This window comes from Alteromonas sp. BZK5, assembly GCF_014349115.1.
In the GTDB taxonomy this organism is placed as follows: Bacteria; Pseudomonadota; Gammaproteobacteria; order Enterobacterales; family Alteromonadaceae; genus Alteromonas; species Alteromonas macleodii.
Window position 1 is genome coordinate 36,458 of the sequence record NZ_JACSOE010000017.1, and the last position, 26,157, is coordinate 62,614.

The 26,157-nt window shown below is 45.2% G+C and carries 22 protein-coding genes and 1 tRNA gene; 12 read left to right on the forward strand and 11 right to left on the reverse strand.

Annotated elements, in window-relative coordinates; genetic code table 11:
- Position 1: 1 nt before the first annotated feature.
- From lpxA to tilS, 6 genes are all read left to right on the forward strand, one after another.
- Positions 2-772, forward strand: coding sequence for an acyl-ACP--UDP-N-acetylglucosamine O-acyltransferase (gene lpxA / locus BIZ39_RS07100; protein WP_015066413.1), 771 nt, complete (start codon positions 2-4; stop codon positions 770-772).
- 2 nt (positions 773-774) lie between these two features.
- A complete protein-coding gene (lpxB, locus tag BIZ39_RS07105; RefSeq protein ID WP_049585987.1) occupies positions 775-1,923 on the forward strand; it encodes a lipid-A-disaccharide synthase in 1,149 nt (382 codons plus the stop codon).
- The gene (gene rnhB / locus BIZ39_RS07110; protein WP_080986375.1) at positions 1,916-2,488 is read left to right on the forward strand and encodes a ribonuclease HII; all 573 of its coding nucleotides are present in this window, start codon (positions 1,916-1,918) and stop codon (positions 2,486-2,488) included. The genes lpxB and rnhB overlap by 8 nt, the downstream gene beginning before the upstream one ends.
- A 4-nt stretch (positions 2,489-2,492) precedes the next feature.
- Entirely contained in the window at positions 2,493-5,957 is a 3,465-nt protein-coding gene (gene dnaE, locus BIZ39_RS07115; RefSeq protein ID WP_075176114.1) for a DNA polymerase III subunit alpha, read from the forward strand.
- A 68-nt stretch (positions 5,958-6,025) separates the two neighbouring features.
- The gene (gene accA / locus BIZ39_RS07120; RefSeq protein ID WP_049585989.1) at positions 6,026-6,982 is read left to right on the forward strand and encodes an acetyl-CoA carboxylase carboxyl transferase subunit alpha; all 957 of its coding nucleotides are present in this window, start codon (positions 6,026-6,028) and stop codon (positions 6,980-6,982) included.
- 286 nt (positions 6,983-7,268) lie between these two features.
- Positions 7,269-8,594 (forward strand): tRNA lysidine(34) synthetase TilS, encoded by a 1,326-nt coding sequence (tilS, locus tag BIZ39_RS22510; RefSeq protein ID WP_187446671.1) that lies wholly within the window; start codon positions 7,269-7,271, stop codon positions 8,592-8,594.
- Positions 8,595-8,719: 125 nt separating this feature from the next.
- On the opposite strand, the gene BIZ39_RS22515 is transcribed toward tilS, so the two are convergent.
- Positions 8,720-9,619 (reverse strand): GGDEF domain-containing protein, encoded by a 900-nt coding sequence (locus BIZ39_RS22515; protein WP_014975856.1) that lies wholly within the window; start codon positions 9,617-9,619, stop codon positions 8,720-8,722.
- A gap of 263 nt (positions 9,620-9,882) precedes the next feature.
- Between BIZ39_RS22515 and BIZ39_RS07135 the strand changes: the two genes are divergently transcribed.
- Complete coding sequence (locus tag BIZ39_RS07135; RefSeq protein ID WP_080986376.1) at positions 9,883-11,850, forward strand: cation:proton antiporter; 1,968 nt, start codon at positions 9,883-9,885, stop codon at positions 11,848-11,850.
- A 75-nt stretch (positions 11,851-11,925) separates the two neighbouring features.
- Here BIZ39_RS07135 and BIZ39_RS07140 read toward each other — a convergent pair whose 3' ends face one another.
- A complete protein-coding gene (locus BIZ39_RS07140; protein WP_014975858.1) occupies positions 11,926-12,153 on the reverse strand; it encodes a hypothetical protein in 228 nt (75 codons plus the stop codon).
- A 323-nt stretch (positions 12,154-12,476) separates the two neighbouring features.
- On the opposite strand from BIZ39_RS07140, the gene tadA reads away from it, so the two are divergent.
- The gene (gene tadA, locus BIZ39_RS07145) at positions 12,477-13,100 is read left to right on the forward strand and encodes a tRNA adenosine(34) deaminase TadA (RefSeq protein ID WP_049585992.1); all 624 of its coding nucleotides are present in this window, start codon (positions 12,477-12,479) and stop codon (positions 13,098-13,100) included.
- A 101-nt stretch (positions 13,101-13,201) separates the two neighbouring features.
- Here tadA and BIZ39_RS07150 read toward each other — a convergent pair whose 3' ends face one another.
- Positions 13,202-13,357, reverse strand: coding sequence for a hypothetical protein (locus BIZ39_RS07150; protein ID WP_014997583.1), 156 nt, complete (start codon positions 13,355-13,357; stop codon positions 13,202-13,204).
- Between the two features lie 267 nt (positions 13,358-13,624).
- Complete coding sequence (gene mltF, locus BIZ39_RS07155) at positions 13,625-15,028, reverse strand: membrane-bound lytic murein transglycosylase MltF (RefSeq protein WP_049585994.1); 1,404 nt, start codon at positions 15,026-15,028, stop codon at positions 13,625-13,627.
- 176 nt (positions 15,029-15,204) lie between these two features.
- Here mltF and purL point away from each other — a divergent pair, with 176 nt between their 5' ends.
- Together purL and BIZ39_RS07165 are read left to right on the forward strand one after the other, a co-directional pair.
- Entirely contained in the window at positions 15,205-19,092 is a 3,888-nt protein-coding gene (purL, locus tag BIZ39_RS07160) for a phosphoribosylformylglycinamidine synthase (RefSeq protein ID WP_049585995.1), read from the forward strand.
- A 259-nt stretch (positions 19,093-19,351) separates the two neighbouring features.
- Positions 19,352-19,492 (forward strand): hypothetical protein, encoded by a 141-nt coding sequence (locus BIZ39_RS07165; protein ID WP_162889815.1) that lies wholly within the window; start codon positions 19,352-19,354, stop codon positions 19,490-19,492.
- Between the two features lie 169 nt (positions 19,493-19,661).
- On the opposite strand, the gene smrA is transcribed toward BIZ39_RS07165, so the two are convergent.
- The 4 genes from smrA to BIZ39_RS07180 form a co-directional block, all read right to left on the reverse strand.
- A complete protein-coding gene (smrA, locus tag BIZ39_RS07170) occupies positions 19,662-20,249 on the reverse strand; it encodes a DNA endonuclease SmrA (protein ID WP_014948576.1) in 588 nt (195 codons plus the stop codon).
- Between the two features lie 161 nt (positions 20,250-20,410).
- Positions 20,411-20,536: a hypothetical protein gene (locus tag BIZ39_RS22220; protein ID WP_262385737.1), complete on the reverse strand. Its 126-nt coding sequence runs from the start codon at positions 20,534-20,536 to the stop codon at positions 20,411-20,413.
- A gap of 132 nt (positions 20,537-20,668) precedes the next feature.
- Positions 20,669-20,743: transfer RNA gene (locus BIZ39_RS07175), tRNA-Arg, on the reverse strand.
- 484 nt (positions 20,744-21,227) lie between these two features.
- A complete protein-coding gene (locus BIZ39_RS07180) occupies positions 21,228-22,409 on the reverse strand; it encodes a flagellar assembly protein T N-terminal domain-containing protein (protein ID WP_168463045.1) in 1,182 nt (393 codons plus the stop codon).
- Between the two features lie 286 nt (positions 22,410-22,695).
- On the opposite strand from BIZ39_RS07180, the gene BIZ39_RS07185 reads away from it, so the two are divergent.
- The gene (locus BIZ39_RS07185) at positions 22,696-23,181 is read left to right on the forward strand and encodes an LPP20 family lipoprotein (RefSeq protein WP_187446672.1); all 486 of its coding nucleotides are present in this window, start codon (positions 22,696-22,698) and stop codon (positions 23,179-23,181) included.
- 146 nt (positions 23,182-23,327) lie between these two features.
- On the opposite strand, the gene flgN is transcribed toward BIZ39_RS07185, so the two are convergent.
- The 3 genes from flgN to flgA all read right to left on the reverse strand — a co-directional run bounded on the left by flgN (position 23,328) and on the right by flgA (position 24,947).
- A complete protein-coding gene (flgN, locus tag BIZ39_RS07190; protein WP_187446673.1) occupies positions 23,328-23,759 on the reverse strand; it encodes a flagellar export chaperone FlgN in 432 nt (143 codons plus the stop codon).
- 39 nt (positions 23,760-23,798) lie between these two features.
- The gene (flgM, locus tag BIZ39_RS07195) at positions 23,799-24,128 is read right to left on the reverse strand and encodes a flagellar biosynthesis anti-sigma factor FlgM (protein ID WP_014948589.1); all 330 of its coding nucleotides are present in this window, start codon (positions 24,126-24,128) and stop codon (positions 23,799-23,801) included.
- 102 nt (positions 24,129-24,230) lie between these two features.
- Positions 24,231-24,947 (reverse strand): flagellar basal body P-ring formation chaperone FlgA, encoded by a 717-nt coding sequence (gene flgA / locus BIZ39_RS07200; protein WP_014948590.1) that lies wholly within the window; start codon positions 24,945-24,947, stop codon positions 24,231-24,233.
- Between the two features lie 277 nt (positions 24,948-25,224).
- On the opposite strand from flgA, the gene BIZ39_RS07205 reads away from it, so the two are divergent.
- On the forward strand, positions 25,225-26,154 hold the full coding sequence (locus BIZ39_RS07205) for a chemotaxis protein CheV (RefSeq protein WP_014948591.1): 930 nt from the start codon (positions 25,225-25,227) through the stop codon (positions 26,152-26,154).
- Positions 26,155-26,157: the final 3 nt, after the last annotated feature.

Genomic DNA, 26,157 nt, shown 5'->3' on the forward strand with positions numbered 1-26,157 from the left:
CGTGATCCATCCAACTGCGGTAATTTCAGAAAGTGCAACGATTGGTGAAAATGTCACCATTGGTCCATTTTGTGTGGTAGACGACAACGTCACCATAGGTGATGGCTGTATTCTGAAATCACATGTGGTGGTACGCGGCCCAACGCGTATCGGTAAAAACAATAAATTTTATCAGTTTTCTTCAATTGGTGAAGACTGCCAAGATAAGAAGTATGCGGGCGAGCCTACTGAACTTGTCATCGGTGACGATAATGAGTTTAGGGAAGGGGTAACCGTTCACCGAGGCACTATTCAAGACAACAGCATTACTATTATCGGCTCTCGCTGTTTATTTATGGCCAACTCTCATGTTGCCCATGATTGTGTTCTTGGCAACGACATTATTATTGCAAACAGTGTTGCGATTGCTGGCCATGTTCACATGGACGACCACGTCATTGTTGGCGGTGCCGCAGGTATTCACCAGTTCTGTAAGATTGGTGCCCATTCGTTCTTGGGGGCTGGCGGCATTATTCTGCGCGACGTGCCTCCTTTTGTTATGGTCAGCGGTCAGAAAAATATTCCTCAGGGTATTAATTCTGAAGGACTTAAGCGTCGTGGCTTCAGCAAAGAAGAAGTTATGGCCATTAAACGCGCTTACAAAGCCATATACCGTGAAGGCAATACCGTCGACGAAGCCATTGAAAAACTTGCCGAACCCGCACAGGAGTTCCCTGGTGTGGCCCTTATGGTGAAGTTCTTACAAGACTCTAAGCGAGGCATTATTCGCTAATTATGTCTACGCCTATCCGTATCGGCATGGTTGCCGGAGAGCCCTCTGGTGACGTGCTTGCCGCCGGAATGGTTGCAGAGTTAAAACGCCAATACCCTGATGCTGTTATTGAAGGGATTGGCGGTCCAAATATGATAAACGCGGGTTTTCATAGTCTTTTCGATATGGAAACCTTGTCGGTTATGGGACTTGTCGAAGTCCTCTCCCATCTACCTGCCATCTTGAAAGTTAAAAAGCAGCTTCTTGCTCACTTTGAGCAAAATCCGCCAGATATTTTTGTGGGTATTGATGCGCCTGATTTTAATCTAAGAGTAGAAAAAGCGCTTAAAGCACGCGGTATCAAAACCATGCACTATGTGAGTCCTACTGTGTGGGCGTGGCGTGAAAAGCGCATCCATAAAATAGCGAAAGCGACTAATCGCGTGTTGGGTTTATTTCCTTTCGAGCAGCAGGTTTACGATAAATACCACGTTCCCTATACCTTTGTGGGACACACAATGGCTGATGCTATAGCAATTGAGCCCGACCAAAACGCGGCGCGCCAAGAATTAGGTGTAGATGGTAATGCTTCCGTATTGGCTGTACTTCCCGGCTCACGCAGAGGCGAAGTAGAAACGCTACTTCCAGTATTTCTGGAGACCATAGAAGCTATTCATGCTAAACGCAGTGACATTCAATTTCTTATCCCGGCTGCTAATGAACATCGTCTTGCACAAATAAAAGGGATATTGCTTGAAGCTGATAATGCAGAAGAACGCTTACCCATTCAGGTAACGCAAGGCACATCGCGAGATGCGATGATAGCTAGCGATGTTATCTTACTTGCTTCAGGCACGGCTACCTTAGAGGCCATGTTATGTAAGCGCCCCATGGTGGCCGCTTATTTACTTGCACCACTCACGTATAAAATTATGCAGCGCCTGTATAAAGCGCCTTTCTTCACGTTGCCAAATCTATTGGCTAATGAAGCTATTATTCCTGAATTACTGCAAGAAGAAGTAAATGCAGAGAATATGAGCAATCAGCTACTCAACTTCTTCGAAAGTGATAATTCAACCCTTATTTCCCGTTTCACCGACCTCCACCATACGCTAAAATGCAACGCTGATAAAACAGCAGCAAAAGCTGTCGTGGAGGAATTGTTTGCATAAGTTAATTGCCGGCGTTGATGAAGTAGGTCGTGGCCCGTTAGTCGGTGATGTGGTCACCGCCGCGGTCATTCTCGACCCTGAAAATCCCATTGAAGGGCTAACCGACTCTAAAAAACTGAGTGAAAAAAAGCGCGTAGCGCTTGCCCAAGAAATTCGTGAAAAAGCACTCTACTGGAATATTGGCAGAGCGAGCCCAGAAGAAATAGACAAGCTTAATATACTGCACGCTACCATGCTCGCCATGATCCGCGCAGTGGAAGGTTTACCTGTAAAGCCTGACTTTGTGCGTGTAGACGGCAACCGGGTTCCGGCGTGGAATTTTGAGTCTGAAGCGGTAGTGAAAGGCGATAGCCTGCACGCAGAAATTTCCGCGGCTTCCATTATTGCCAAAGTAGAGCGAGATAACGATATGATTTTGCTTCACGAGGTCTACCCGCAATATAACTTTGCCGGGCACAAAGGTTACCCCACAAAAGCACACTTTGAAGCCATCGCTGAATATGGCATCTTAGATTGCTATCGAAAAAGTTTTAAACCTGTAAAAGCGCTACTCGAAGAGAAATAACATCATGTCATCGCCATTTATTCATTTACGTGTTCACAGCGACTTTTCGATGATGGACGGCCTGAATAAGGTTAAACCTATTCTAGGTAAAGTGGCCGCGCTTGGCATGCCTGCCGTGGCGATCACCGACCAAATGAATATGTGTGGCTTGGTAAAGTTTTATTCCGAGGCACATAACTTAGGTATTAAGCCCATCATCGGCACTGATTTTTGGGTTACTAATGAAGTCTTTGGCGATGAACCTTTCAGACTAACCCTTATTGCAATGAACAATGAGGGATATAAGAACATTACTATTCTTATCTCCAAGGCCTATCTTCGCGGGCACCTCTCACACCGAGCGGTCATTGATCAAGAATGGTTGGCAGAGCACAGCGAAGGTGTGATTGCGTTATCGGGTGCACAGCATGGTGATGTTGGTGTGGGTTTAATGAAAAACAACGCCAAAATTCTCGATAGTGCCCTTGAGTTTTATCAAACTCATTTTCCCGACCGCTTTTATTTAGAGCTTATCAGAACCGGTAGGCAAGGTGAGGAAGATTACTTGCACCTTGCCGTGGAGCTTGCTGAGCAGCGCGGCTTACCCGTGGTTGCCACCAATGAAGTGTGCTTTATTGACCGTGAAGGCTTTGATGCTCACGAAATTCGTGTATGTATTCACGATGGCTACACGCTTGATGATAACCGCCGCCCTAAACGATACAGTGACCAGCAATATCTGCGCACTGCGGAGGAAATGGTTGAGTTATTTAGCGATATTCCTGAAGCCATAGAAAATACGGTTGAAATTGCCAAGCGCTGTAACGTTACCGTACGGTTAAACGAGTACTTCTTGCCGCAATTTCCAACCGGCGGCATGACCACCGAAGACTTCTTGGTTAAGGTGTCTGAAGAGGGGTTGGAAGAACGTCTAGAATTTCTATTTCCCGATGAAGAAGTGCGCAAAGCGAAACGTCCAGAGTACGATGACCGACTTCGCATTGAGCTTGAAGTTATCAACCAAATGGGTTTCCCAGGCTACTTCCTTATTGTAATGGAGTTCATTCAGTGGAGTAAGGATAACGGAATTCCGGTAGGGCCAGGGCGGGGTTCTGGTGCGGGCTCATTAGTGGCCTATGCCCTAAAAATTACCGACCTAGACCCGCTTGAATTCGACTTGCTATTCGAACGTTTCTTGAACCCAGAGCGTGTATCCATGCCCGACTTCGACGTCGACTTCTGTATGGATAGACGAGACGAGGTAATCGATCACGTTGCTGAGCTTTACGGGCGTCAGGCGGTATCGCAGATCATTACGTTTGGTACTATGGCGGCAAAAGCGGTAGTGCGCGACGTAGGCCGCGTACTTGGTCACCCATACGGCTTTGTAGACAGGATCTCAAAGCTTATTCCACCAGATCCAGGCATGACGCTTGAAAAGGCGTTTAAAGCAGAGCCACAGCTACCAGAAGTGTATGAAAGCGATGAGGAAGTGAAAGACCTTATCGATATGGCGCGAATACTTGAAGGGGTTACCAGAAACGCTGGTAAACACGCCGGTGGTGTTGTTATTGCGCCAACCACAATCACAGATTTCTCGCCTTTGTATTGTGATGACGAAGGTAAAAACCCCGTAACCCAGTTCGACAAAAACGACGTTGAAACGGCGGGCTTGGTAAAATTCGACTTCTTAGGTCTTCGTACGCTGACTATTATTCAGTGGGCAATAGATATGATCAAAGAAGGGAAAAACGTTGATGTCGATATCAGCGCTATTCCTCTTGAAGATCCTAAGAGTTTCAGAACCCTTCAAAACGCCGAGACAACTGCGGTATTCCAGCTGGAATCTCGCGGTATGAAAGAACTAATTAAGCGCCTTAAACCTGACTGCTTCGAAGATATTATCGCACTGGTGGCCCTGTTCCGTCCGGGCCCGCTGCAATCAGGCATGGTAGATAACTTTATTGATCGTAAGCACGGACGTGAAGAAATTTCCTACCCCGATGCTGAATATCAGCACGAGTGCTTGAAAGAAATTCTAGAGCCTACCTATGGCATTATCTTGTATCAGGAACAGGTAATGCAGATAGCCCAGGAAATGGCGGGCTACTCACTGGGCGGCGCTGACTTGCTTCGTCGTGCTATGGGTAAGAAAAAGCCTGAAGAAATGGCGAAGCAGCGCGGCACGTTCGCCGAGGGTGCGAAGGGCAATAATATTGACCCGGACCTTGCGATGAAAATCTTCGACTTGGTAGAAAAGTTCGCGGGTTACGGTTTTAACAAATCTCACTCTGCCGCTTATGCCTTGGTGTCTTACCAAACCCTGTGGCTGAAAGTGCATTATCCTGCGGAATTCATGGCTGCGGTAATGTCGGCGGATATGGATAACACCGATAAAATCGTGACGCTTGTCGATGAATGTGAGCGCATGGGCATCGAAATACTGCCGCCAGATTTAAATGCGGGTAAATACAAATTTACCGTTGATAGCGAAGGTCGCATTGTTTACGGTATCGGTGCGATTAAAGGGGTAGGTGAAGGCCCGATTGAAGCGATTATTGAAGCGCGGGAGACCCAAGGGGCATTTAAAGATCTTTTTGATTTCTGCGCCAAGATAGACATTAAACGGGTAAACAAGCGAGTGCTAGAAAAGCTAGTACTAGCGGGGGCAATGGACAACTTAGGTCCGCATCGCGCCAGCCTTATGGCGAGCTTACCCGAAGCCCTTGCCGCCGCTGGACAGCACGCAAAAGCCGAGTCTTTTGGTCAGTCAGACATGTTTGGCCTACTGACTACCGAGCCAGAAGACGTGAAGCAAGCGTTTGCCGATGTCCCTGAGTGGCCTGAAAAAGTATGGCTAGAAGGTGAAAAAGACACGCTAGGCTTGTACTTAACCGGCCACCCCATCAATCAGTACGCGGAAGAACTGCGTTACTACACCGACGGTCGATTAGTTGATTTAAAACCAACCAACAAAGACCAAATGGCCAGTGCAGTAGGACTGGTGCTTGGCGTGCGTGTTATGACGAACAAGCGGGGGCGTCGCTGGGCCATAGTGACACTGGATGATAAGAGTGCCAGAATAGACGTACGTTTCTTCCCCGATATGTACGAACAGTTCGAAAGTGTGTTAGAAACTGACAGAATATTGCTTATAAAGGGACAGGTCAGCTTTGATGATTTCTCTGGGGGCAATACAATCACCGCCCGTGATGTAATGGACATTGTTCAGGCACGAGAGAAAAACGCGAGAGCGCTGGCACTTAATATTGATACCCAGCTGCTTGAACCGAAGAAAATGAGTCAGATGCAATCTATCCTGCAGGCATTTAACGGTGGAAGTTGTCCTGTTCAGTTAGCGGTAACCCATCCAGACGCTGAAGTAATCTTAGCGTGTGGTGCAAGATGGTACGTTACCCCTGAAGACCAACTTTTGCACGATCTCAAACAATGTTTGGGAGACAAAGCCGTTTCAATTCTCTACCATTAAGGGTAAGAGTTCGATAGATTGGACATCTCGCGTTTGCATAGACGAGCGTAGTACGAATAGGACATGAAATGAGTATACAGTTTTTGGACTTTGAACAGCCAATAGCCGAACTAGAAGCAAAAATTGAAGAGCTTAGGTTGGTGAATCAAGGTGGCGAGTTTGACGTTGGTATTGAAGAAGAAATCAATAAGCTTCGCGGTAAAAGCGCAGAGCTGACCAAAAAGATCTTTTCTGATCTTGGCGCATGGCAAGTTTCCCAACTTGCACGTCACCCAATGCGTCCATACACGTTAGATTACATTCCTCGTATTTTTACAGAATTCGACGAGCTTGCTGGTGATCGCGCATTTGCTGACGATAAAGCGATTGTTGGTGGCCCAGCAATGCTAGATGATCAGCCGGTGATGATTATTGGTCATCAGAAAGGGCGTGACACCAACGAAAAAATTAAGCGTAACTTCGGTATGCCTAAACCAGAAGGCTACCGTAAAGCCTTGCGTCTTATGAAGATGGCTGAGCGCTTTAACATGCCTATCATCACTTTTATCGATACGCCCGGAGCGTATCCAGGTGTTGGTGCTGAAGAGCGCGGCCAAAGTGAAGCAATCGCGAAAAATTTATTCGAAATGGCTGAGCTTACTGTTCCAATCGTGTGTACCGTAATCGGTGAAGGTGGTTCAGGTGGTGCACTAGCGATTGGTGTTGGCGATCGCGTTAATATGCTTCAATATTCTACGTACTCGGTTATTTCACCAGAAGGTTGTGCGTCTATTTTGTGGAAAAGCGCAGAAAAAGCCCCACTCGCTGCTGAAGCCATGGGTGTAAGTGCACCACAAATTAAAGAGCTAGGCCTGATTAACAGTATTGTTGAAGAGCCTCTAGGTGGCGCCCATCGCGACCATAATGGTATGGCGGCTAATTTGAAGGCCGTGATTAAGCAGCAGCTTAACCAGCTTAAAGAACTAGATAAAACTAAATTGATGGAAGAGCGTTACCAGCGTTTACTGTCGTTCGGTTATTGCTAAGCTCATTAAGAAAACTAGCATCAAAGGTGCATTTAGTCGTTATGTACAGCTGCGTTCTATCAGTTTAGACGCTTGATATAAAATTTCACGAGCGGCGGCTTAATTCATGTCGGTCATGTAATGCCGTATACGAACATGGGGGTTGTTTACCATAGGTAACCAACCCCTTTGTCTTATTAAAAAGTGTCTTATTAAAAAGTGTGTTATTAGAAAGCCAGTGCTTAGCCAAATACAAAGTTAAACCTCAGTAAAATATAGCGTTGAAAGAATAAGGTATTACCGGTCTGTGACCCCTCTACAATCCCCAACAATCGAACATATCGTCAACCGCATAGCGACATCTCTCACTGATGTAAAGCTACCACTTCAAACGCCACTCGTCGTTGCTTACAGCGGTGGTGTGGATTCGACCGTTCTGCTCCAAGCCGTTATTGCGTATAGGGAACAGTTTGATAGCCCAATTCATGCTGTACATGTACATCACGGTTTAAGTGATAATGCCGAACAGTGGGCAAAGCACTGCGAATTACAGTGTCGTCTTGAAGATGTAGCATTTCATTTGTATCGAGTTGATGTTGACACGGGGTCGAGAAAAAGCCTGGAAGCAGAAGCGCGTAAGGTTCGATACAACGCATTGTTAGAGGTGTGTGACCAAATAGGCGGTGTACTGTTATTGGGACAACATGCAGAAGATCAGCTTGAAACCGTATTGCTTCAGTTTAAACGCGGTGCTGGTCCTCAGGGCTTAGCGGGTATGGGAGAAGTTCAGTACCGAGGTGACACCGTGATAATGCGCCCTATGCTAGCACTAGAGAAAGCCGAGATTGTGGCTTATGCCGAAGAGGAAATGTTGCAGTGGGTTGAGGATGAATCTAATCAGCAAAATAGTTTTGATAGGAACTTCTTAAGGAACGAAATTATACCTCACTTGCTGGCGCGATGGCCTAAGTTAACCAAAACCGTGGGGCGCAGCGCTGAGCTTTGTGCTGAGCAAAGTGCACTAGTCAGCGATTCTGCCCAAAAATATTTTGAAGATTGTAAACGTTCAGATTTAAGGCTCGACGGGCAACAACTCGCTTCATTGTCGTTACCGTGGCAGGCTATGGTCATTCGCGCGTGGTTTCGAGCTAAAGGCGAGTTGTCGCCCTCAAAAGCGCAGACAGACCAAGTACTTGCTATGTTAAAAGCAAAGCAAGATGCAACGCCTGAAGTGAACTTTAAATGGGGCAGGGTAATACGGTTTGACCAAGACCTTTATTGGGTGGTGAACGTTACTCATGAAGTACCGCAAAACCTAAAATTGGTGCCCAACCAAAATATCGCGCTTCCTTGGCTTAGAGGCCATATTCGAATTGCAGTACCAAAGGCGCGAGAAGAAGATACCGTTTCTCTGCAAACCAATGCTCGCAACCTTAAAGTAAAGCCAGAAAATGCGAACGTATCTAAGTTGCTGAAAGAATGGTTTAAGGTATGGCGCGTGCCAAGATGGGAGCGAAACGGCGTGCCGGCAATCTTGATTAACGACGAGCCTGTCGCACTGATTGTTGAAGGACGTTGTGTGTATCTGCAGCCCAAAGCGCCAGATATAGAAATAACCTTTAGTCTCGACTGAATCTATGTAGCACTAAAAGTGCCTTTTTTTGAAAGGGCTAGATACTTTTGTTTATGGTATCCATGGCAATAATGTGAAAAAGCGGCATTGCTTTGCCGCCATCCTGATAAATTCAAATCGCGACGTTACGCTGCGTGATAGCTATTTTTGCCAGAATTTTTCACGCGATACAGGGCGTTGTCAGCACGGTCAAATAGGCTACTCATCGTATCGCCGTCGCGATAAATCGCGCCGCCAAGGCTGGTTGATACGCCTAAACGAGATAAGTAGCTAGAGCTATTGATACTCATTTGAATACGCTGGGCTGCACAAGCTAGTTGCTGTTGCGACTGACAGTCTAGCAAACAACAAAACTCATCGCCGCCATAGCGAAATGCTTCGTCTTCATCCCGCAGAACATTAGATAAATGTGATGCCACATGGACAAGTACTTTGTCACCTTCGCCATGACCAAAATTATCATTCACATACTTAAAGTTGTCTAAGTCGATCACCAAAAGTGCGAAAGGATCATCGTGTCTTTGCGCCCAGCCGAGTTGTCTTGTCATTGACTGCTCAAAGCCCGCTCGGTTACCTAAGCCAGTTAACACATCTTTAGTCGCCATCTGTTGCACACGCATTAATGAAAGAGCGTGCTTTACTTGTTTTCCAAATAAATCATGCAGTTGGAATAGACTCTCCCGTTGCGATAACGACAAGGGTGAACTAATGTAATAATAGACATGAGCTTGATCGCCATTAACGGCATTGGCACCTTGTAGTGGTAAATCAATGAGTGTTGACGATATCTTTGCATTACCATACACCCAACGCGAGTCAAAGTCAGACAAGCTAAACCCGACAATAGGTAACAACGTGTTCAGCTGCTGAAAATACACGCCACCTAACTCTTGTAGTTCAAGAGTAGAAAGTAGCTGCGTGATAAAGCCTGATAATTCACTAAAAGAGAGTGATTTACCTGTGCTCTCAGCAGGGTAAAAATTGTTATGTTGTGTGCTATCGTAGACTGACGTTGAAAAATCCACAGTAGTGCCCCTATACAAAATGCGTTGATATGCAAAGAAACAAGTGTCAAAGCCCTGACGTTTCTGTGGCCACATCTGCATTTTCGCGGAATTTATGGCGATCACAGCGGCAAAACTTGCCGGATCTGCATTTACACAGGGGATTTTGCAAACTAGATGCCAACAAAGTGTTTCGGGCACTAGTCTTTAGTTTAAAGCGTAAAATCGCGTGATTTATCGCGCTTGTTTTACAAATGGAAGTTTATGTAGCTTTAGGAGGTAGTGTGGGGACGAGCTTTTTAAATATCGTGATATTGATGTTCATATCGGTATGCGCGGTCGCATTATTTAAACGCATCCATCTTCCTCCTATTCTTGCTTATCTGTTTGCCGGCGTACTCGCGGGTCCACAACTATTATCTGTGTTTGCCCACCCAGAAGAAATGCACCTGCTCGCTGAAGTGGGCATAGTGTTTTTGCTCTTTTCACTTGGTCTTGAGTTCTCGTTACCTAAATTGTTGGCAATGCGCTCTTTAGTATTCGGTGTAGGATTAGGGCAAATGGTGTTTACCACGGCAGTGTTTACCTGTGTTCCTCTATTTCTCGGTATTCCAATAAGTGCGTCCATCATTATTGGTGGTACGCTGGCGTTAAGCTCAACCGCTATTGTAATTAAGCAAGCAACCGAAATGGGCATTCTTAATAACAGGCGTACACAATTAGCGGTGAGTATCTTACTCTTTCAAGACTTAGCGGTGGTTCCGTTCCTAATTGCTATTCCTCTTTTAGCCCAGACTGGTGAGGTAAGTATTGCGCTAGCTTTAGGCGAGGCGTTGCTTAAAGGCGTGTTTGTCATTGCGTTTCTAATGTCAGTGGGTAAGTGGTTACTACCTTGGGTGTTTAGAGAGGTAGCAAGAACAAGGACTGACGAGCTGTTTGTTCTGACCACTATATTAATTGCCCTATTGGCAGGAGGGCTAACTTATTACTTCGGGCTGTCCATGGCGCTAGGCGCTTTCTTGGCGGGTATGATGTTGGGGGAAAGCCAATACAAGTATCAACTTGAAGCCGACATTCGTCCATTTCGAGATATTTTAATGGGGTTATTCTTTGTTACCGTGGGTATGCAGTTAGAACTCACTGTACTGTGGAACAGTCTGTTTGAGATTGTTTTTGGCGTTTTTGCCTTGATGATAGTTAAAGTCATTTTAGTAAGAGGTGCATCTCTATTAGTTAAAACCGAAGCAATAGATGGCTGGTCTGCAGGGGTTAAACTTTGTCAGATTGGCGAGTTTAGTTTTGTAATTGCTGCGCTTGCTACGACACACGGCGTGTTAACGTCAGAGCAGTCATCGCTGATTGTGTGTATGGGTGTAATCAGTATGGCGTTAACCCCGTGGCTTATGAATAACAGCGTCACTATAGCAAGGCGCATTGTTAACAAGGATATTTCGTTCGATGACAATGTGAGCTTTGGTAATGCAGAGCCGTTAACCAACCACGTAATTATTTGTGGGTTTGGCCGCGTTGGACAGTCGGTAGCACGCATGCTTAAAATGGAAGGCATTCATTTTGTTGCCATAGATATGGATCCTGTCAGAGTACACGAGAGTCGAAACGCGGGAGAGCCCGTCATCTTCGGTGATGCGAGTCAAAAAGATATATTGATTAATGCCAATGCAGAAGGTGCCAAGCTTGTGCTTGTTACGTTTGATCAAGTCGATAAGGCCAAGCAGGTGATAACGCAGACCCGAAGCATTACGAGCACGACAGATGTTATGGTGCGTACTAAACGAGACTACCAACTTGAAAGCCTATACAGCGCGGGTGCCAATCAAGTCGTGCCAGAGCTGCAAGAGGGGAGCTTGATGTTGGTATCGCAGGTGCTGCATTACGCCGGCGTACCGATGTCTCGCATTTTGAAACGGGTTCGTGCTGAGAGAAAAGGTCGCTATGATCATATGCACGGTTTTTACCCGGGAGAAACAACAGAGATCACCTATGGCACAGAAGACAAGTTAGAGTTTATCCATGCTGTGGTGTTGTCCGAACACGCTTCCTGTATTGGCAAGACCATAAAAGATATCGATTTTTCGAGAATGCGAGTAGCGATTAAGGGCCTAAGGCGGGATGGAAATGAAGTTAAAGACCCAGACCAAGACGCTATTTTGCAAGCCCATGACGTGCTAGTGATTGCGGGTAAACCCCGTCGCGTAGAGCGGGCGGAACGCAAACTATTAGAAGGGAGCTAGCGCGCAGTTAAACGTAGCGTTGTTTAATCTAGCGCGCTTGCCATGGAACGTGTGTTGAATTACGTGAGTTCAAGCCTACGCTACGCGGTCGCTTTCTAAGTCTGCAAATTGCTTTTTTAGGTCGTAGCGCTCGTCTGTCACTATCTTCTCAAGCACAGAAACTCGTTCCTTAAGCTCTGCAATTTCGGCTTTATAAGCATCGGTTTCTTTGCTGCTAAGTTTCTTCTTACTTTTGTCTTTTGCACTTTCGACAATGGTAACTAAGGCCCAGGCACAAATGGCTACTATTGCAATCGCGGTCATATTCACGGTGGTATCCCTCACAAATGGCTTTAAAACAGTGTAGGTGAAAATTTGGCCTGTTGCCTAATTCACCCCGTATTTAGTTAAATACTTATCGGTAAAATTACTGCTTCGCTTCAGGTACTATAGCGGTTATCTAACATACTTTTTAGTAAAAAATGTAACCTGTTAAGTCCATCACACTAGCAGTGTTATAATGAGAGATTGCAAGTAGGTTGCCAAGTGACAAAAGTCATTACTTTCTAAGAAGTTAGAATGTTTACCTAAGCTAATACAAAATAAATGTTAATGAATTTCACCAACTAAAGTAGCAAAATTGACGAATGAGTGACCAAAATAGCAACCGTCCAACACCAAACTTCGACCTTGCAAACAAGCAAACGCAAGAAAAAGAGGCTGTGCAGGAGCCGTTGACTGAAATCGCAATGGAAGACATCGCGACAGAAGAAGACATAATGTGGATGAGGCATGCGTTAACGCTTGCCGATAAGGCTGAGTCGATTGGTGAGGTGCCAGTCGGCGCCTGCGTAGTATTAAACGGTGAGCTTATCGGTGAAGGCTTCAATACGCCGATAACGGATAATGACCCATCTGCGCATGCAGAGCTACGCGCTGTTAAAGAAGCAGCAGCTGCGGTGCAAAACTACCGACTTATTGATGCTACGTTGTATGTGACATTAGAGCCCTGCTCTATGTGCGCAGGTATGCTGGTACATGCACGGGTAAAGCGGGTGGTGTTTGGCGCAAAGGATGCGAAGACAGGCGCTGCGGGCTCGGTCATGAACCTATTGCAACATCCTGCGCTTAATCATCAACTTGAGGTTGTATCTGGCGTATTAGCTGACGAATGTGCTAACAAATTGTCAGATTTTTTTCGCAAGCGCAGGAAAGAAATAAAGGCTGCCAAAAAGGCGAAAAGACTGCTAGAGGGGGATGCTTCAAACTAGTGTTTTATGGTACCGCTTGAAGATGTGCTTAGTAGAGTAATTCGCCTAATTGATTTATCGTTTGCAGGTTTAATCAGTGAACCCTAAAGCTTTATAGCTATTTAGCTAGGCGTACGGGTTAACTGAGTGAACATATCGCTGGTAACAAATAGCTTGCGGCGCTGAAGTACTTTTTGGTGACAACGCTTGAGCATAAGTCTGCGTCTGTTGTTGTTTTTCAATTTTATTCCTTTTTTCATAAATCGATTTTTTTTCATTTGTTCTCCTTTCTCGCGTTGTGGCCACTTTATGTTTTTCGTGACCACTTTTCTTCCTTCGTGCGCAGCTCTCTTTATTTGAACAAGTCTCACGTTATTCGAGAGATGTTGTCATTTAAGAGCTGCAGCTCTTCTAGAGCTTGTCATCGTTGAGAAAATAATTATTACTGAGAAAGTAAGTCAGTGTCTGACTAACTTCTTTTTAGGGTACAGTACAAAGATGACATCGAAATGACAGTTTTCAAGAGAGAAGCAAGGTGAACTGCGTCAAATTTTTCCTTGTTCGTCCAACCATACTAAGCTGTCATAATAACGACGAATATTTTCTACATACTGTAACGCTTCATCGCCTCTTGCATAGCCATAGCGAGTAGTACGGTAATATTTCTTTTGCCTAAGCTGTGGCAAGCGACGCTTTACATCTACCCAAAGGTCTGGATTGCCACCTTGTTGCTCGGTAAGAATGCGTGCGTCTTCTAAATGGCCCATACCTATATTATACGACGCCATAGCCATCCAGGTTCTATCTGGCTCGCTAATTCGCGCAGGTATGCGATTGAGCAAACTGGCAAAATAACGAGAGCCTCCGCGAATGCTTTGTTCAGGATCGGTTCTGTCATCTACGTTCCAGTCACTTGCCGTATCCATGGTGAGCATCATTAGACCGCGAACGCCAGTTCTTGAAATAGCGTCACTGTCCCAGTGACTTTCTTGATAACTCATGGCCGCAAGCAGTCGCCAGTCTAATTCACCTGCATACTGTTGAAATAAGGGTTTGTATTGGGCAAGTGCTGTCTCGGCGGCATAATTAAACGCACGACTATCGACGTAATCAAACTGGCGAATATGGCCAAAGTACTTGTCTTCTAACACCGTAAACCAGCCTGACTGATGTACAGTACCAAAATATTCAATCAGCGCTGCTTTCACTGAGTCATCTTGATGTAATGGGAGTGCCCACGCCATCGGCATATCTTCATTAAGGGTTTTTGCCACGGCTAAGTTAGGATATCGCCTGCGCTGAAGGGCTAGACGGTTGCTGTCTGCTACCGTATAAGCAATGTCGCCATTGGCAACTTGTTGCAACAGTTCTTCAGAGTCAGAATCTTCGGTGGTAACAAGTTGGGTTTTTATTACTGGGCTTTCACTATCACTTGTTTGGTCGGTTACCTCGTCTAATAAATTAGACAGTAAGTGAGCTTGGCTGCTACCTGCCACAGTAACAATAGGGGCATCAAGTTCTAATAAGTCTCTAGGTCTCGATGTCCCTGCTTGGAAGACGAGCTCTTGTTGAACGTGTTGATAGGCTGGGCCGTAAGCAAAACGACTTTTAAGTGAAGGCGTTACCGCATCGCCTGTCGCGACAATGTCCAGATTACCTTCTTCTAACTGTTCTAACATGACTTCATAGCTGTAGAATGGGTAAAGGTCGAGAGTCACGCCAAGGTAATCGGCAAATCCTGCCAGCAGTTCATATTCAAAACCCTGCGGCCCCTCTGCGCCGTTATAAAATGTTCCTGCACCATAAACGGTTCCCACGCGGATCGATTCTCGTTCCAATAATGAAGACAAGGCAGTGGGAACGGAAGGAACGCCACAACTCATAACAGCAATAGATAATATGATTATTAATTGTAGTTTTAATCGTTTTTTATAGTCTTGTGACTGCATAGACCTTTACTTGTTGTCATTAAACCATCTAAGTTTAAAAAAAAGTTCATGTAAGCGCGTTATGAGGTTACTTACTGCGCATAATTACTCTATAATCCGCGCCGAAATACTCATCAATCCAAGAGGCAACGCGTCGCATTGGTGGTCGTTGTTTCTAACAAACCAGGTAAATCAATATGTTGGTCCTTCGAGGCGCTCCTGCACTATCAGAGTTTAACCAAACTAAACTGATTGCAAAGCTGGGTCAATCCGGCGTTAGGGTTAAAAACCTATATAGCGAATATGTTCACCTAGTCGATTCCCAAGGTGATTTGTCTAAGCAGCAAATAGAGATACTCGAGAAGCTGCTCACTTACGGCCCCGCGAGGCAAGCACAAACCCCTTCTGGAACCTTCTTCCTCATTACTCCTCGCCCCGGCACTATCTCTCCCTGGTCTTCTAAAGCCACCGACATCGCTCACAACTGCAGTCTAAAAAATATCAACCGCATAGAACGTGGTTGTGCGTTTTATATAGAAACAGAAAACGGTGTGAGTGAAGATGATTTTGCGCTTATCGCTAGTTTCTTACACGACAGAATGACCGAATCAGTGTTCACCAATACTGATGAAGCTGCGGTACTCTTTTCACATACCGAAGCCAATACTTTTACCAGTGTAGATGTATTAGGCGAAGGCAAAGACGCGCTAGTTAATGCAAATGTGTCGTTAGGCCTTGCTTTAGCTGATGATGAGATTGACTACCTGTTTGATAGCTTTACTAAGCTAGGCAGAAACCCGACTGACGTTGAACTTTATATGTTTGCGCAAGCAAACTCTGAACACTGTCGCCACAAAATTTTTAACGCTAGCTGGACCATTGACGGCGAGGACCAAGAAAAGTCGCTGTTTAAAATGATCAAAAACACCTACGAGTTGTTACCTGATCATGTGTATTCAGCTTACAAAGATAACGCAGCGGTAATGGAAGGGTGGCGAGCAGGTCGTTTCTTCCCGAACCCGCAGTCACACCAATACGAATACCATCATGAAAATATTGATATTTTGATGAAGGTAGAAACCCATAATCACCCAACGGCAATTTCACCTTTCCCAGGTGCGGCAACAGGCTCTGGTGGTGAAATCCGTGATGAAGGTGCTACTGGTCGTGGTTCAAAACCTAAAGCGGGTTTGGTTGGTTTTACCGTATCTAACTTACGTATTCCTGGTGCTGAACAGCCGTGGGAATTCGAATACGGCAAGCCACAGCGCATTGTAAGCGCCCTTGATATTATGCTTGAAGGCCCACTAGGTGGCGCAGCGTTTAACAACGAATTTGGTCGTCCTGCGCTACTGGGTTATTTCCGTACCTTTGAACAAGAAGTCAATAGCTTCAACGGTGTTGAAGTGCGCGGCTATCACAAACCTATTATGTTAGCTGGTGGTTTAGGTAATATTCGTCGCGAGCATATTGAAAAAGGCGAAATTACGGTAGGCGCTAAGCTTATTGTGCTTGGCGGCCCTGCAATGAACATTGGTCTTGGCGGCGGTGCAGCCTCATCAATGGCATCTGGCCAGTCAAACGAAGATTTAGACTTCGCTTCAGTACAGCGAGACAACCCTGAAATGGAGCGTCGCTGTCAGGAAGTGATTGATGCATGTTGGCAGCTAGGGGATAACAACCCTATTCAGTTTATCCACGATGTGGGCGCAGGTGGTCTTTCAAATGCACTGCCTGAGCTGGTTAATGACGGTGGCCGCGGCGGTAACTTTGAACTTAGAAAAGTATTGTCAGATGAGCCAGGTATGACACCTCTGGAGCTATGGTGTAACGAATCTCAAGAGCGCTATGTTTTATCTGTCGCGCCTGAAAATATGCCAGTGTTCGAAGCAATTTGTGCCCGCGAACGCGCGCCGTTTGCTGTGGTTGGTGAAGCCACTGTCGAGCAGCACCTCAACCTGAACGACAGCCAGTTTGACAACAAACCTATCGATATGCCTCTTGATGTACTTTTAGGCAAGCCGCCTAAAATGCACCGCGACGTAAGCTCGACCAAGGTTAGCTCGCCAGCGCTAAACGAGGCAGGCATTACCTTAAGTGATGCAGCAAATCGCATTTTATCTTTGCCTACCGTGGCAGAGAAAACCTTCCTTATCACCATTGGCGACCGTTCGGTTACCGGCCTTGTAAGTCGCGATCAAATGGTAGGCCCATGGCAGGTGCCAGTGGCAGATATGGCGGTTACTGCAACAGCGTTTGACACCTACCACGGTGAAGCGATGTCGATGGGTGAGCGTACGCCTGTCGCGTTACTATCGCACGGCGCGTCTGCACGTCTTGCTGTGGGTGAAGCGTTAACCAATATTGCCGCAGCAAACATCGGCGATATTAAGCGCATTAAACTGTCAGCAAACTGGATGGCAGCAGCTGGACACCCAGGTGAAGATGCGGGTCTTTATGAAGCGGTTAAAGCAGTGGGTGAGGAGCTTTGCCCAGAGCTAGGCCTAACCATTCCTGTGGGTAAAGACTCTATGTCTATGAAAACGGCATGGAATGACAACGGTGAAGATAAAGCGGTGACTTCTCCGCTGTCACTGGTTATTTCAGCGTTTGGTGCAGTAAAAGATATTCGCAAAACCCTAACGCCTCAGCTACGTACAGACAAAGGCGCAAGTCGCTTGCTGCTACTCGATTTGGGCGAAGGTAAAAACCGCTTGGGCGCGAGTTGTTTAGCACAAGTCTATACACAGCTTGGTGATAGCCCAGCTGATGTGGTCTCTGCAACTCGCCTTAAAGCCTTCTTTGACGCAATGCAGACGTTAATTGAAAAAGGTTTGGTGTGTGCATATCACGACCGTTCAGACGGTGGCCTGTTTACCACCGTTGCTGAAATGGCCTTTGCTGGTAAAACAGGTGTAAGCATTAACCTTGATAGCCTAGTTGGAAACGACATTGCCGTATTGTTCAATGAAGAACTAGGTGGCGTAATCCAAGTGCTTGAAAGCGATATGGATGCCGTTAACGCAGTACTGACTGAATTCGGTTTAACTGAATTGACTCACGATATCGGTACGCTTAATAGCACCGACATGATTGAGTTTAGTCGCGGTGGCGTTGCTGTACTTGCAGATAGCCGCGTATCAATGCGTACAACGTGGGCACAAACCACGTTTGAAATGCAGAAACTGCGTGATAACCCTGAGTGTGCTGAACAAGAACACGCGGCAAAGCAAGATGCTGCCGACCCAGGTTTGCATGCTGCGTTGTCTTATGATGTAAACGAAGACGTAGCAGCGCCCTATATTGCCAAAGGCGTTAAGCCAAAAGTGGCGATATTAAGAGAGCAGGGCGTAAACTCGCATCTAGAAATGGCGGCTGCATTTACCCGTGCAGGCTTTGATGCTATCGATGTGCACATGAGTGACGTGTTGGCTGGTCGCATTACCCTTGAACAGTTTGCGGGCCTTGCGGCTTGTGGCGGTTTCTCTTACGGCGATGTATTAGGTGCAGGTGAAGGTTGGGCGAAATCTATATTGTTCAACAGCATGGCTCGCGACCAGTTTGAAGGCTTCTTCAACCGTAACGATACGTTCAGCTTAGGTGTGTGTAACGGCTGTCAGATGCTATCGAACCTTAAATCACTGATTCCAGGTACTGAGCATTGGCCACATTTCGTGACCAACCAGTCGGCGCGATTTGAAGCTCGTGTTGCAATGGTCGAAGTGATGGAGTCTAAGTCTGTGCTGCTTGATGGCATGGCAGGTTCGCGTATGCCTATTGCTGTGTCGCACGGTGAAGGTCAGGCTGAATTTGCCAATGACAACGCGCTGTCACAAGTAGGCGCGCAGGTGGCGATGCGTTACGTAGACAACTACGGCAAGCCAACCATGCAATATCCGGCAAACCCGAATGGTTCACCGCAGGGAATCACAGGTCTAACTTCACTAGACGGACGCAGCACCATCATGATGCCGCACCCTGAACGTGTATTCAGAGCCGTGGCAAACTCGTGGCGTCCAGACGATTGGCAAGAAGATGGTGCGTGGATGCGTATCTTCAGAAATGCCCGTAAATTTGTTGGGTAACAAAGCACTGTTAGTTCGATAAAAACAGGGGGAAACCCCTGTTTATCTTTCGAAAAAATACTGTTTAATAAACGTTCATACCATAGATAGGTGTCAAAGCTTTGGCAAAGTGTCAAAAATCTGATTTTTGCCCTTGTCATCAGTTTGTCACTGATCTATTGTAGTGCAAGCAAGGAATGCAATTAGGTTACAGGAGTTGAGTTAGGGTTGTACCAGTGAAAGGCATGTGCCGGCTGGTTTAAATAATAAGAGACGACCGATGAATCGTTCTTCTAAAGGGTTTGGCTTAACCGGAGTGGCTGTAGCTGTAGTGCTGATGTTCGTAACTGCTGTTTTTAGCACATCTGCGAAGTCTGCCGAAGCTCCAACAACGCTAAGTGTGCAGTCTTCAGTTAAGTAGTCTGAAAGAAAAATTCTAACGCCCGTATCAAGTTGCTTGATACGGGCGTTAATCATTAGGGGGTAATAAAAACGTTCAGCATATAGCGCTTCATGAGAAAGCCTAAAAGTTACACCTAAAGACAAGCCCAAAAAAGCAAAGCTGACTCAACGAGTTCTTGCCTCTCATTTTATCCTTTCTTATTTTTTTCTCTGTTAATTAATTTCTGCTGCGGATGCTTTTTCAAAAGCACATATGTAGCACCAAAGCCTCCGTGCATCGGTTGAGCCGTATGGTAGGCAATGACTTCGTCTAGTTCTCTTAGCCAATGGTTAACATAACTTTTTTTCAAAGCGGGAAAGGGTTTACTATTTTCACCTGTTCCATGTTTTATGAGCAGTGCACGAACCCCGCGTTCGTGACTAGATTTAATGGTGCTATAAACCAGGTCTCGGCTTTGTTCTAAGGTTTTCCCTGAAAGTGTTACGTTGGCCTCTAGAGGGTATTTACCAAGGCGAAGTTTTTTAAAAACGCCGTCTTGAATACCGGGCTGCTGGAAGTGTATGAAATCATCAGGGGGTACCGGCTTTACACCTTCCATGCTCAGTGGATTAGCGAGTTTTTCGCGGACGCTTAACTGCCTAGCCGCTCGTTTTTGTTTTTCAGCGAGCGCCTTTTCAGGATCGTGTAATAAAGCCTTATCATCTGAAGCGATTGGTTTTACATCTTGCATTTCTGCAAAAAACGAATCGATATCGTCGTTTTCAAATTGGCTCATATTAATCCCCGTATAAGCTACTTCTCTATCTTTTATACGCTATTTCTGCCCCGTTGGTCTATGGAGCATAACCGCTCGATATATCACCGGGCGCAACGAACAGCAGCACCGCCGATTGCAGTGTAATTATAAAGTGGGGATTAAATTCCAAAAATCATCGTTTAGTAAATGGCACCGGGTTCCGCTAAAGCTTCAATAGCGTCCCACTCTTCTTCAGAAAATGGGCACTGCTCAGCTGTTTCGGAACAACTATCAGCGTTATCAGGTGGGGGAAAATCGAAAGTCATAATGCTCTCCTGTTTTGAAGAGTATTACTTAAATTGGCTAAATTACAACCAAAGTATAATGAATTCTTCAATATTACAGGCGACGGTGTGTATAAGCATCTTTACTAAAAAGCAGAACCGTTGCGCAATTAATGGCGTCCCCAGCTGGAATCGAACCAACATCTAAGCCTTAGGAGGGCCTTGTTTTATCCATTAAACTATGGGGACCTAATGCGTAGGGAGTTTTATTATACGTAGTTCGGGAAAATACGAAACCCTTTGTCAACAAGGTGCAGCGCTATGAGAAGAATGTCTCTGTCATTGACGTGAAAGTAATGAGCCCGTGGCCTGGTTTTCTAATGCATATAAAAAGCCCTCGTAGATACGAGGGCTTTGGCTATGGTCAGCGTATTTTTAAATATTAAAGTGTACCGCTAGTCTCGTAAATCTAAAGAGCAGTGTATGGGGATTGTTCAATTTGATAATTTTATATGCCGCTGTTGGATAAAACAGCATGTTTTGTTGAACAAAATCCCTATGATAGTTTGGATTCTAACAAAAACGAATTGAAGTAAAAGATTATAGTTACACTTTATTCAATGCTTGAAGTAATTGATGTTCGATACATTTCCAAAAGCAATTATTTCACTTAGATGACGAAAGTACTATATAAACTGGGAACTCTAAACTGTTTAAGGCAGATCGAGAAAGACTATTTTTTTACTACAAAATCGTGTTCTTGAATGTTTGCGATAATTCCTGCACCTTCGTTTACTACTAGAGACGAATTACCGTAGGCACTACTCACTACAAATTTGCCAGGATATAGCGAGTACTGTAAGTATTTACGGCCACGGTTATCGACAATCTCTTTAGCTTGATAAAGGTAAAGTTCATCTTTTTCAGAAATGCCATTGTCTCTGCCTAAAGATACAGAAATTTTATCGCCGGCAACATTAATCACTCTACCTGTCATCGGCTGGCATGCAGTGGCTTCTTTTATGTCTTCAATCGCTTCTGCTATTGTCGCGTTGACAGTTTGCCCATAAAGCGACTGCCAAAACTTCGTCGAAAATTCATCTACATCTTCGAATCTGTCGAATGTCCATTCTCCTTGATTCTGATAAGACTTAGTCAACAACAGGCCTCCATTAATGCCGTCATAGACTTGAATGGTCATAGCAAAGGAGCGTCGAGAAGTACCCTCACGCCACGGTGTAAAAACCGAAGCCTCTTCCCGTGTCACGCTTAAATCATCTATCATGCCCACCAGCACAAATTGAGTATTACTTTGCGCTGAAAGCGTGCGTACATTTTGGTCAGTATATCGACTGTCAAATTTTGCAGTATGTGGCGCGATATAGATAATATCTAGGTTTTCAGTTTTATTTCGCATGGCCTGCGCTAACTGCTGGGTGAATGAAGCATCGAAATTGGGAATATTACCCTGTGTTAGTTGCGCTCTGTTACGTACCCTGAAATGTGTGGTAGCGAAATGTTTTTGGTCATTTTGTGCGGCACACACTTTTCCTCTTGGAAAAATGTCAGCGCGAATACTTACCGTAATCACATCGCCGCTATAAACTTCATCAACCAGTTCCAGTTGTTCAACTTCGCCGGCAGAGCGAATGGTCATCTCTTCATTTTTAAGAAGACCATTTGTAAGCTTGGCGACACTATGAACTGATGCGCCTGCAAAAAGCATGGCTTGCTTAAGTGCCTCTTGGGTAGCCGCATGTCTGGCAGTTTCCTTATCACCATTTCGCACCACAGCCTGTCCTGTAGCCTCGTACCACACGGCATTTGCTTGCCCAACGAAAAATGCAAACAGGCAAGTTACCGCCACGACAGCATTTAAAATAGTTACCAGCGTTGTTTTGCTAATATGTCGCACCGCACACCTCTGGAGGTTTTTGTCTAACTGCGCTATGCAAAGCGCCCGGTTTATAAGGCTAAGCATGCGAAAAGAGTGCCAGTTGATGTGGTTTCGTCGCCATTAAATCAATCGGGCGCATATCTTGCACATATCTTGCAAAAGGTTTGTAAAAAGCGTCAGTTTAAATATGTCAAAATCTGCTACCGCGAGTATGGCAGTATCTCGTAGTTACAAGGCTGCCACCGACGAGAGTAGCGTAACTACACATTTGATTTTATTAATAATGTAATTTGGAAATGAAACTATGCGCTTGAAAAAAATACATAAATCAAAATCGCTGCTGCTGTCTTGCTTTCTTGGTTTAGCAATAAGCACTGGTGGATGCGGCATTATTGATAAACACGTTGAGTGGGAAACAATAGAACCAGAAAGCTATCCCGTGCTCAAGGCGGTAGGCTATGCGCCGATTTCTTCTCAGCATGGCGAAAGCGACAGCATGAAGCTTATAATGGCGATGAAAGCGTCAAAATTAGATGCATACCGAGAGCTCACTGAACAAGTCTATGGTCAAAAAATTGAAGGCAATCAGTCTCTGTCTCACTTGGTTATAGATAGCGAAACATTGCGAGCATCTGTAGAGGGGGTCATTAGAGGCGCTGAAGTCGTAAAAGCCTATCCGGTAGGTGAAGATACATACGTCACCGAACTCGCTTTAGATATGCAGCGGGTTTACGATATATATCTGTCGACCGCAAAACCGCGCCGAGTAAAGGATGTTAAGTATTATTAAACGTTAGCGAAAGGGGTGTTTGCGCAAGTGGCTGTATCGTGAAGTCTTAAAACATGCGTAAATTCACAGAGATATAATTTACTTTTACCGGTTAAGGCTTAACGGTTAAAGCTCGCTGAGTGGGGTTTACTGAAATCGCAAAAAAATTAGGCGCTCACTCCCGACCCTAAAGTCCCGCCTTTCGGCTTTCCTTTTTTGTCATAGGTGAGCGATTCTTTGGCACGAACTTCCATCATCAAGTTACGTAAGTGTGTGAGGCGTAGCTGTCCTTGCTCTACGGCTTTTTGATTGACTTGTGTGCGGTATTTGCAATCGTCCAGAAGTTTCTTTGCATTTTCCATTAATGCTTCATCTTCTTCTGACATTGAGCCTTGATCGCTAATTGTGCGCTCAATGCTTCCATCGAGAGCCTGAATAGACGTTAACAGTGCTGTCTTTTCGTCTAATAAGTTCATTAATGATTCTGCGTCTCGCGAACTGATAAGTTGCAATTCTTTTTCAAGCAATACGGCAAGTGAAGACAGTTGTTCCACTTGCTTTATTAGTGCTTGTGTCAATTGGCTTGCTTGTTCAGTCACGTTAGCTCTCTTCTGGTTAGTTACGAGTTTTGTCGCTCACTATTTAGCGCCAAAAATCTCACCTTCTAGTTTTGCAATCTTGTTGGCAAGCACTTCAGGATTAACTTTATACTCGCCGCTTTGAATCGCTCGCTTAAGGCGATCGACTTTATCTTGGTTCACAGGCGCTTCCGAACCTTTCTTCTGAACCTGGTTGAGCTGCTGAGCAGATTGCGTCAACGATACAGAATCCTGGCGCGGAACTGATGCGGTTTGCGCAGCCTGTGTTGATGCCTGCTGTGGAGATTGCTGCGTTTGGTTTTGCTGCGCAACCTTTCCATTATCAACGGGTGTTTTCGGTAACCCATTGTTTATATTGTTAATTGCCATAATTAGTCCTCACTACTTTTTCGCCTCTATAAAGTTTATCGGCTTTTTGGCTAATTTCTTTAGCTAAATTGTGAACAAAAAAGTAGATATTCGCTGCCTCGTTTATAAGTGTATCACGACTTCTTCAGGGCTTGCGACTCTTGCTATCACCGCCTTTTGGCTACTGGCATTAATTACCTTAATATTGTCACCAACAACACCGTCTTGCTGAGCGATTCCGGCTGTTTTCACTTCCATTCCTGCTACCTCAGCAGTTATGGTAATTCTGTCGCCTTTGCACACAAAGCATAGCATATTTGACTGTATAGCTTGTCCGTCAGTCACTCGGCGTTTTATTCTAGCCCCAATAAGCGCTTCTAGCTCAGTAAATGCGGTATGGCGTAATCGTCTTACATCAACTTTTGCCAGAGAGAGATTCGATGATGTCAGTACGGTTCCTGGACTTATTGCGCCTTGAGTGACAACAATTTCTTTGGTACGCGTTACTTGCCCGCTGGTGAAAAGGTACCATTCATTATTTCTGCAGCTCACTCTAACTGATATATACGATTGGCTCAGCGCTTCTTGCGACGCATTGTATTCGAACCCAGTTGGGCAGTCAGGAATATTTATCCTATCGTCTATCTTCACAATAGACACATCAATGCTAGTATCCTGCGTATTATCAGCAAGTTGAGTTATTAGGTATTGTTTTGCGCCTTCTTCAACCTGTTTGTGATTGGTTTGTGTCGCCAAGCAGTTCATAGAAAGCACACTGAAAACGGTCAATGACAGTAATCGTGTGAATGTAAGGCGCGTTTTGGCGTTCATATTTTTCATCATGACTTTTCGTGTTCAGTTTACAAGTTATTGACTATGCTTAATACGGCCGGTTTGCTTAGTGCAAATAAATAACAGCCAAAGTAAATCCATAAGGTTTACAAGCACGAGCGTCAACGCAGGATCATTGATTAAGTTAAGGTATAAACCCTACTAAAGCCTGAAAAATGCTATTTAGTGTCATTTTTCTGTCGTTTGACCTGCAAAAATTTAGTGATATTGTCTATCTTTATCATAAGAGGCAATGATCATGCCCAGTATTACTTAGAGGTGACCTATGTCGGGGATTTTAGATTCAGTAAACCAGCGCACGCAGCTTGTTGGGCAGAATCGCTTAGAGTTGCTGCTGTTTAGACTGAACGGCCGCCAACGCTTTGGAATTAACGTTTTTAAAGTGCGGGAAGTGCTTCAGTGTCCTCCGCTAACAGCAATGCCGAAATTAAACCCGTTGGTTCGTGGTGTGGCGCACATCCGTGGTCAAACCATATCGGTCATTGATTTAAGTATGGCAACTCGCGGCCGTAAAATTGAAGATCTCTCTAATGCCTTTATTGTCATTGCGGAATATAACCGTTCAGTTCAGGGCTTTTTGGTGGGTGCCGTAGAGCGTATCATCAACACCAATTGGGATGCGATCATGCCGCCACCTCAAGGTACTGGCAGAGCAAGCTATTTAACGGCGGTGACTGAAGTTGAAAATGAACTTATTGAAATTCTAGACGTTGAGAAAATTTTAAATGAAATTTCTCCGTTGAATGCCGAAGTAAGTTCAGAGGTGGCAGAAGGTCTGACAACCGAAGGCCAAGAGAACAAAATTATCTTTATTGCAGATGACTCTGCGGTAGCGCGAAACCAAGTTAAAAAGGCCCTAACTTCACTAGGCTTAGAAATTGAGCTAGCTAAAAACGGTCTTGAAGCATTAAACAGGCTTAAAGAAATTGCGGAAGAATATGGCGATGTAACGAACCGTGTAGGCGTGCTGGTCTCAGATATCGAGATGCCAGAAATGGACGGCTATACACTAACTGCCGAAATTAAAAATACGCCTGAACTTCAAAAGCTTCATGTTGTATTGCATACGTCGCTCAGTGGTGTCTTCAACCAAGCTATGGTGCAGAAAGTAGGGGCTGATGACTTTATCGCGAAATTCCACCCCGATGAACTTGCTACCGCGGTACAAAAGTGGCTAATGACTGAGTGCGAATAACGG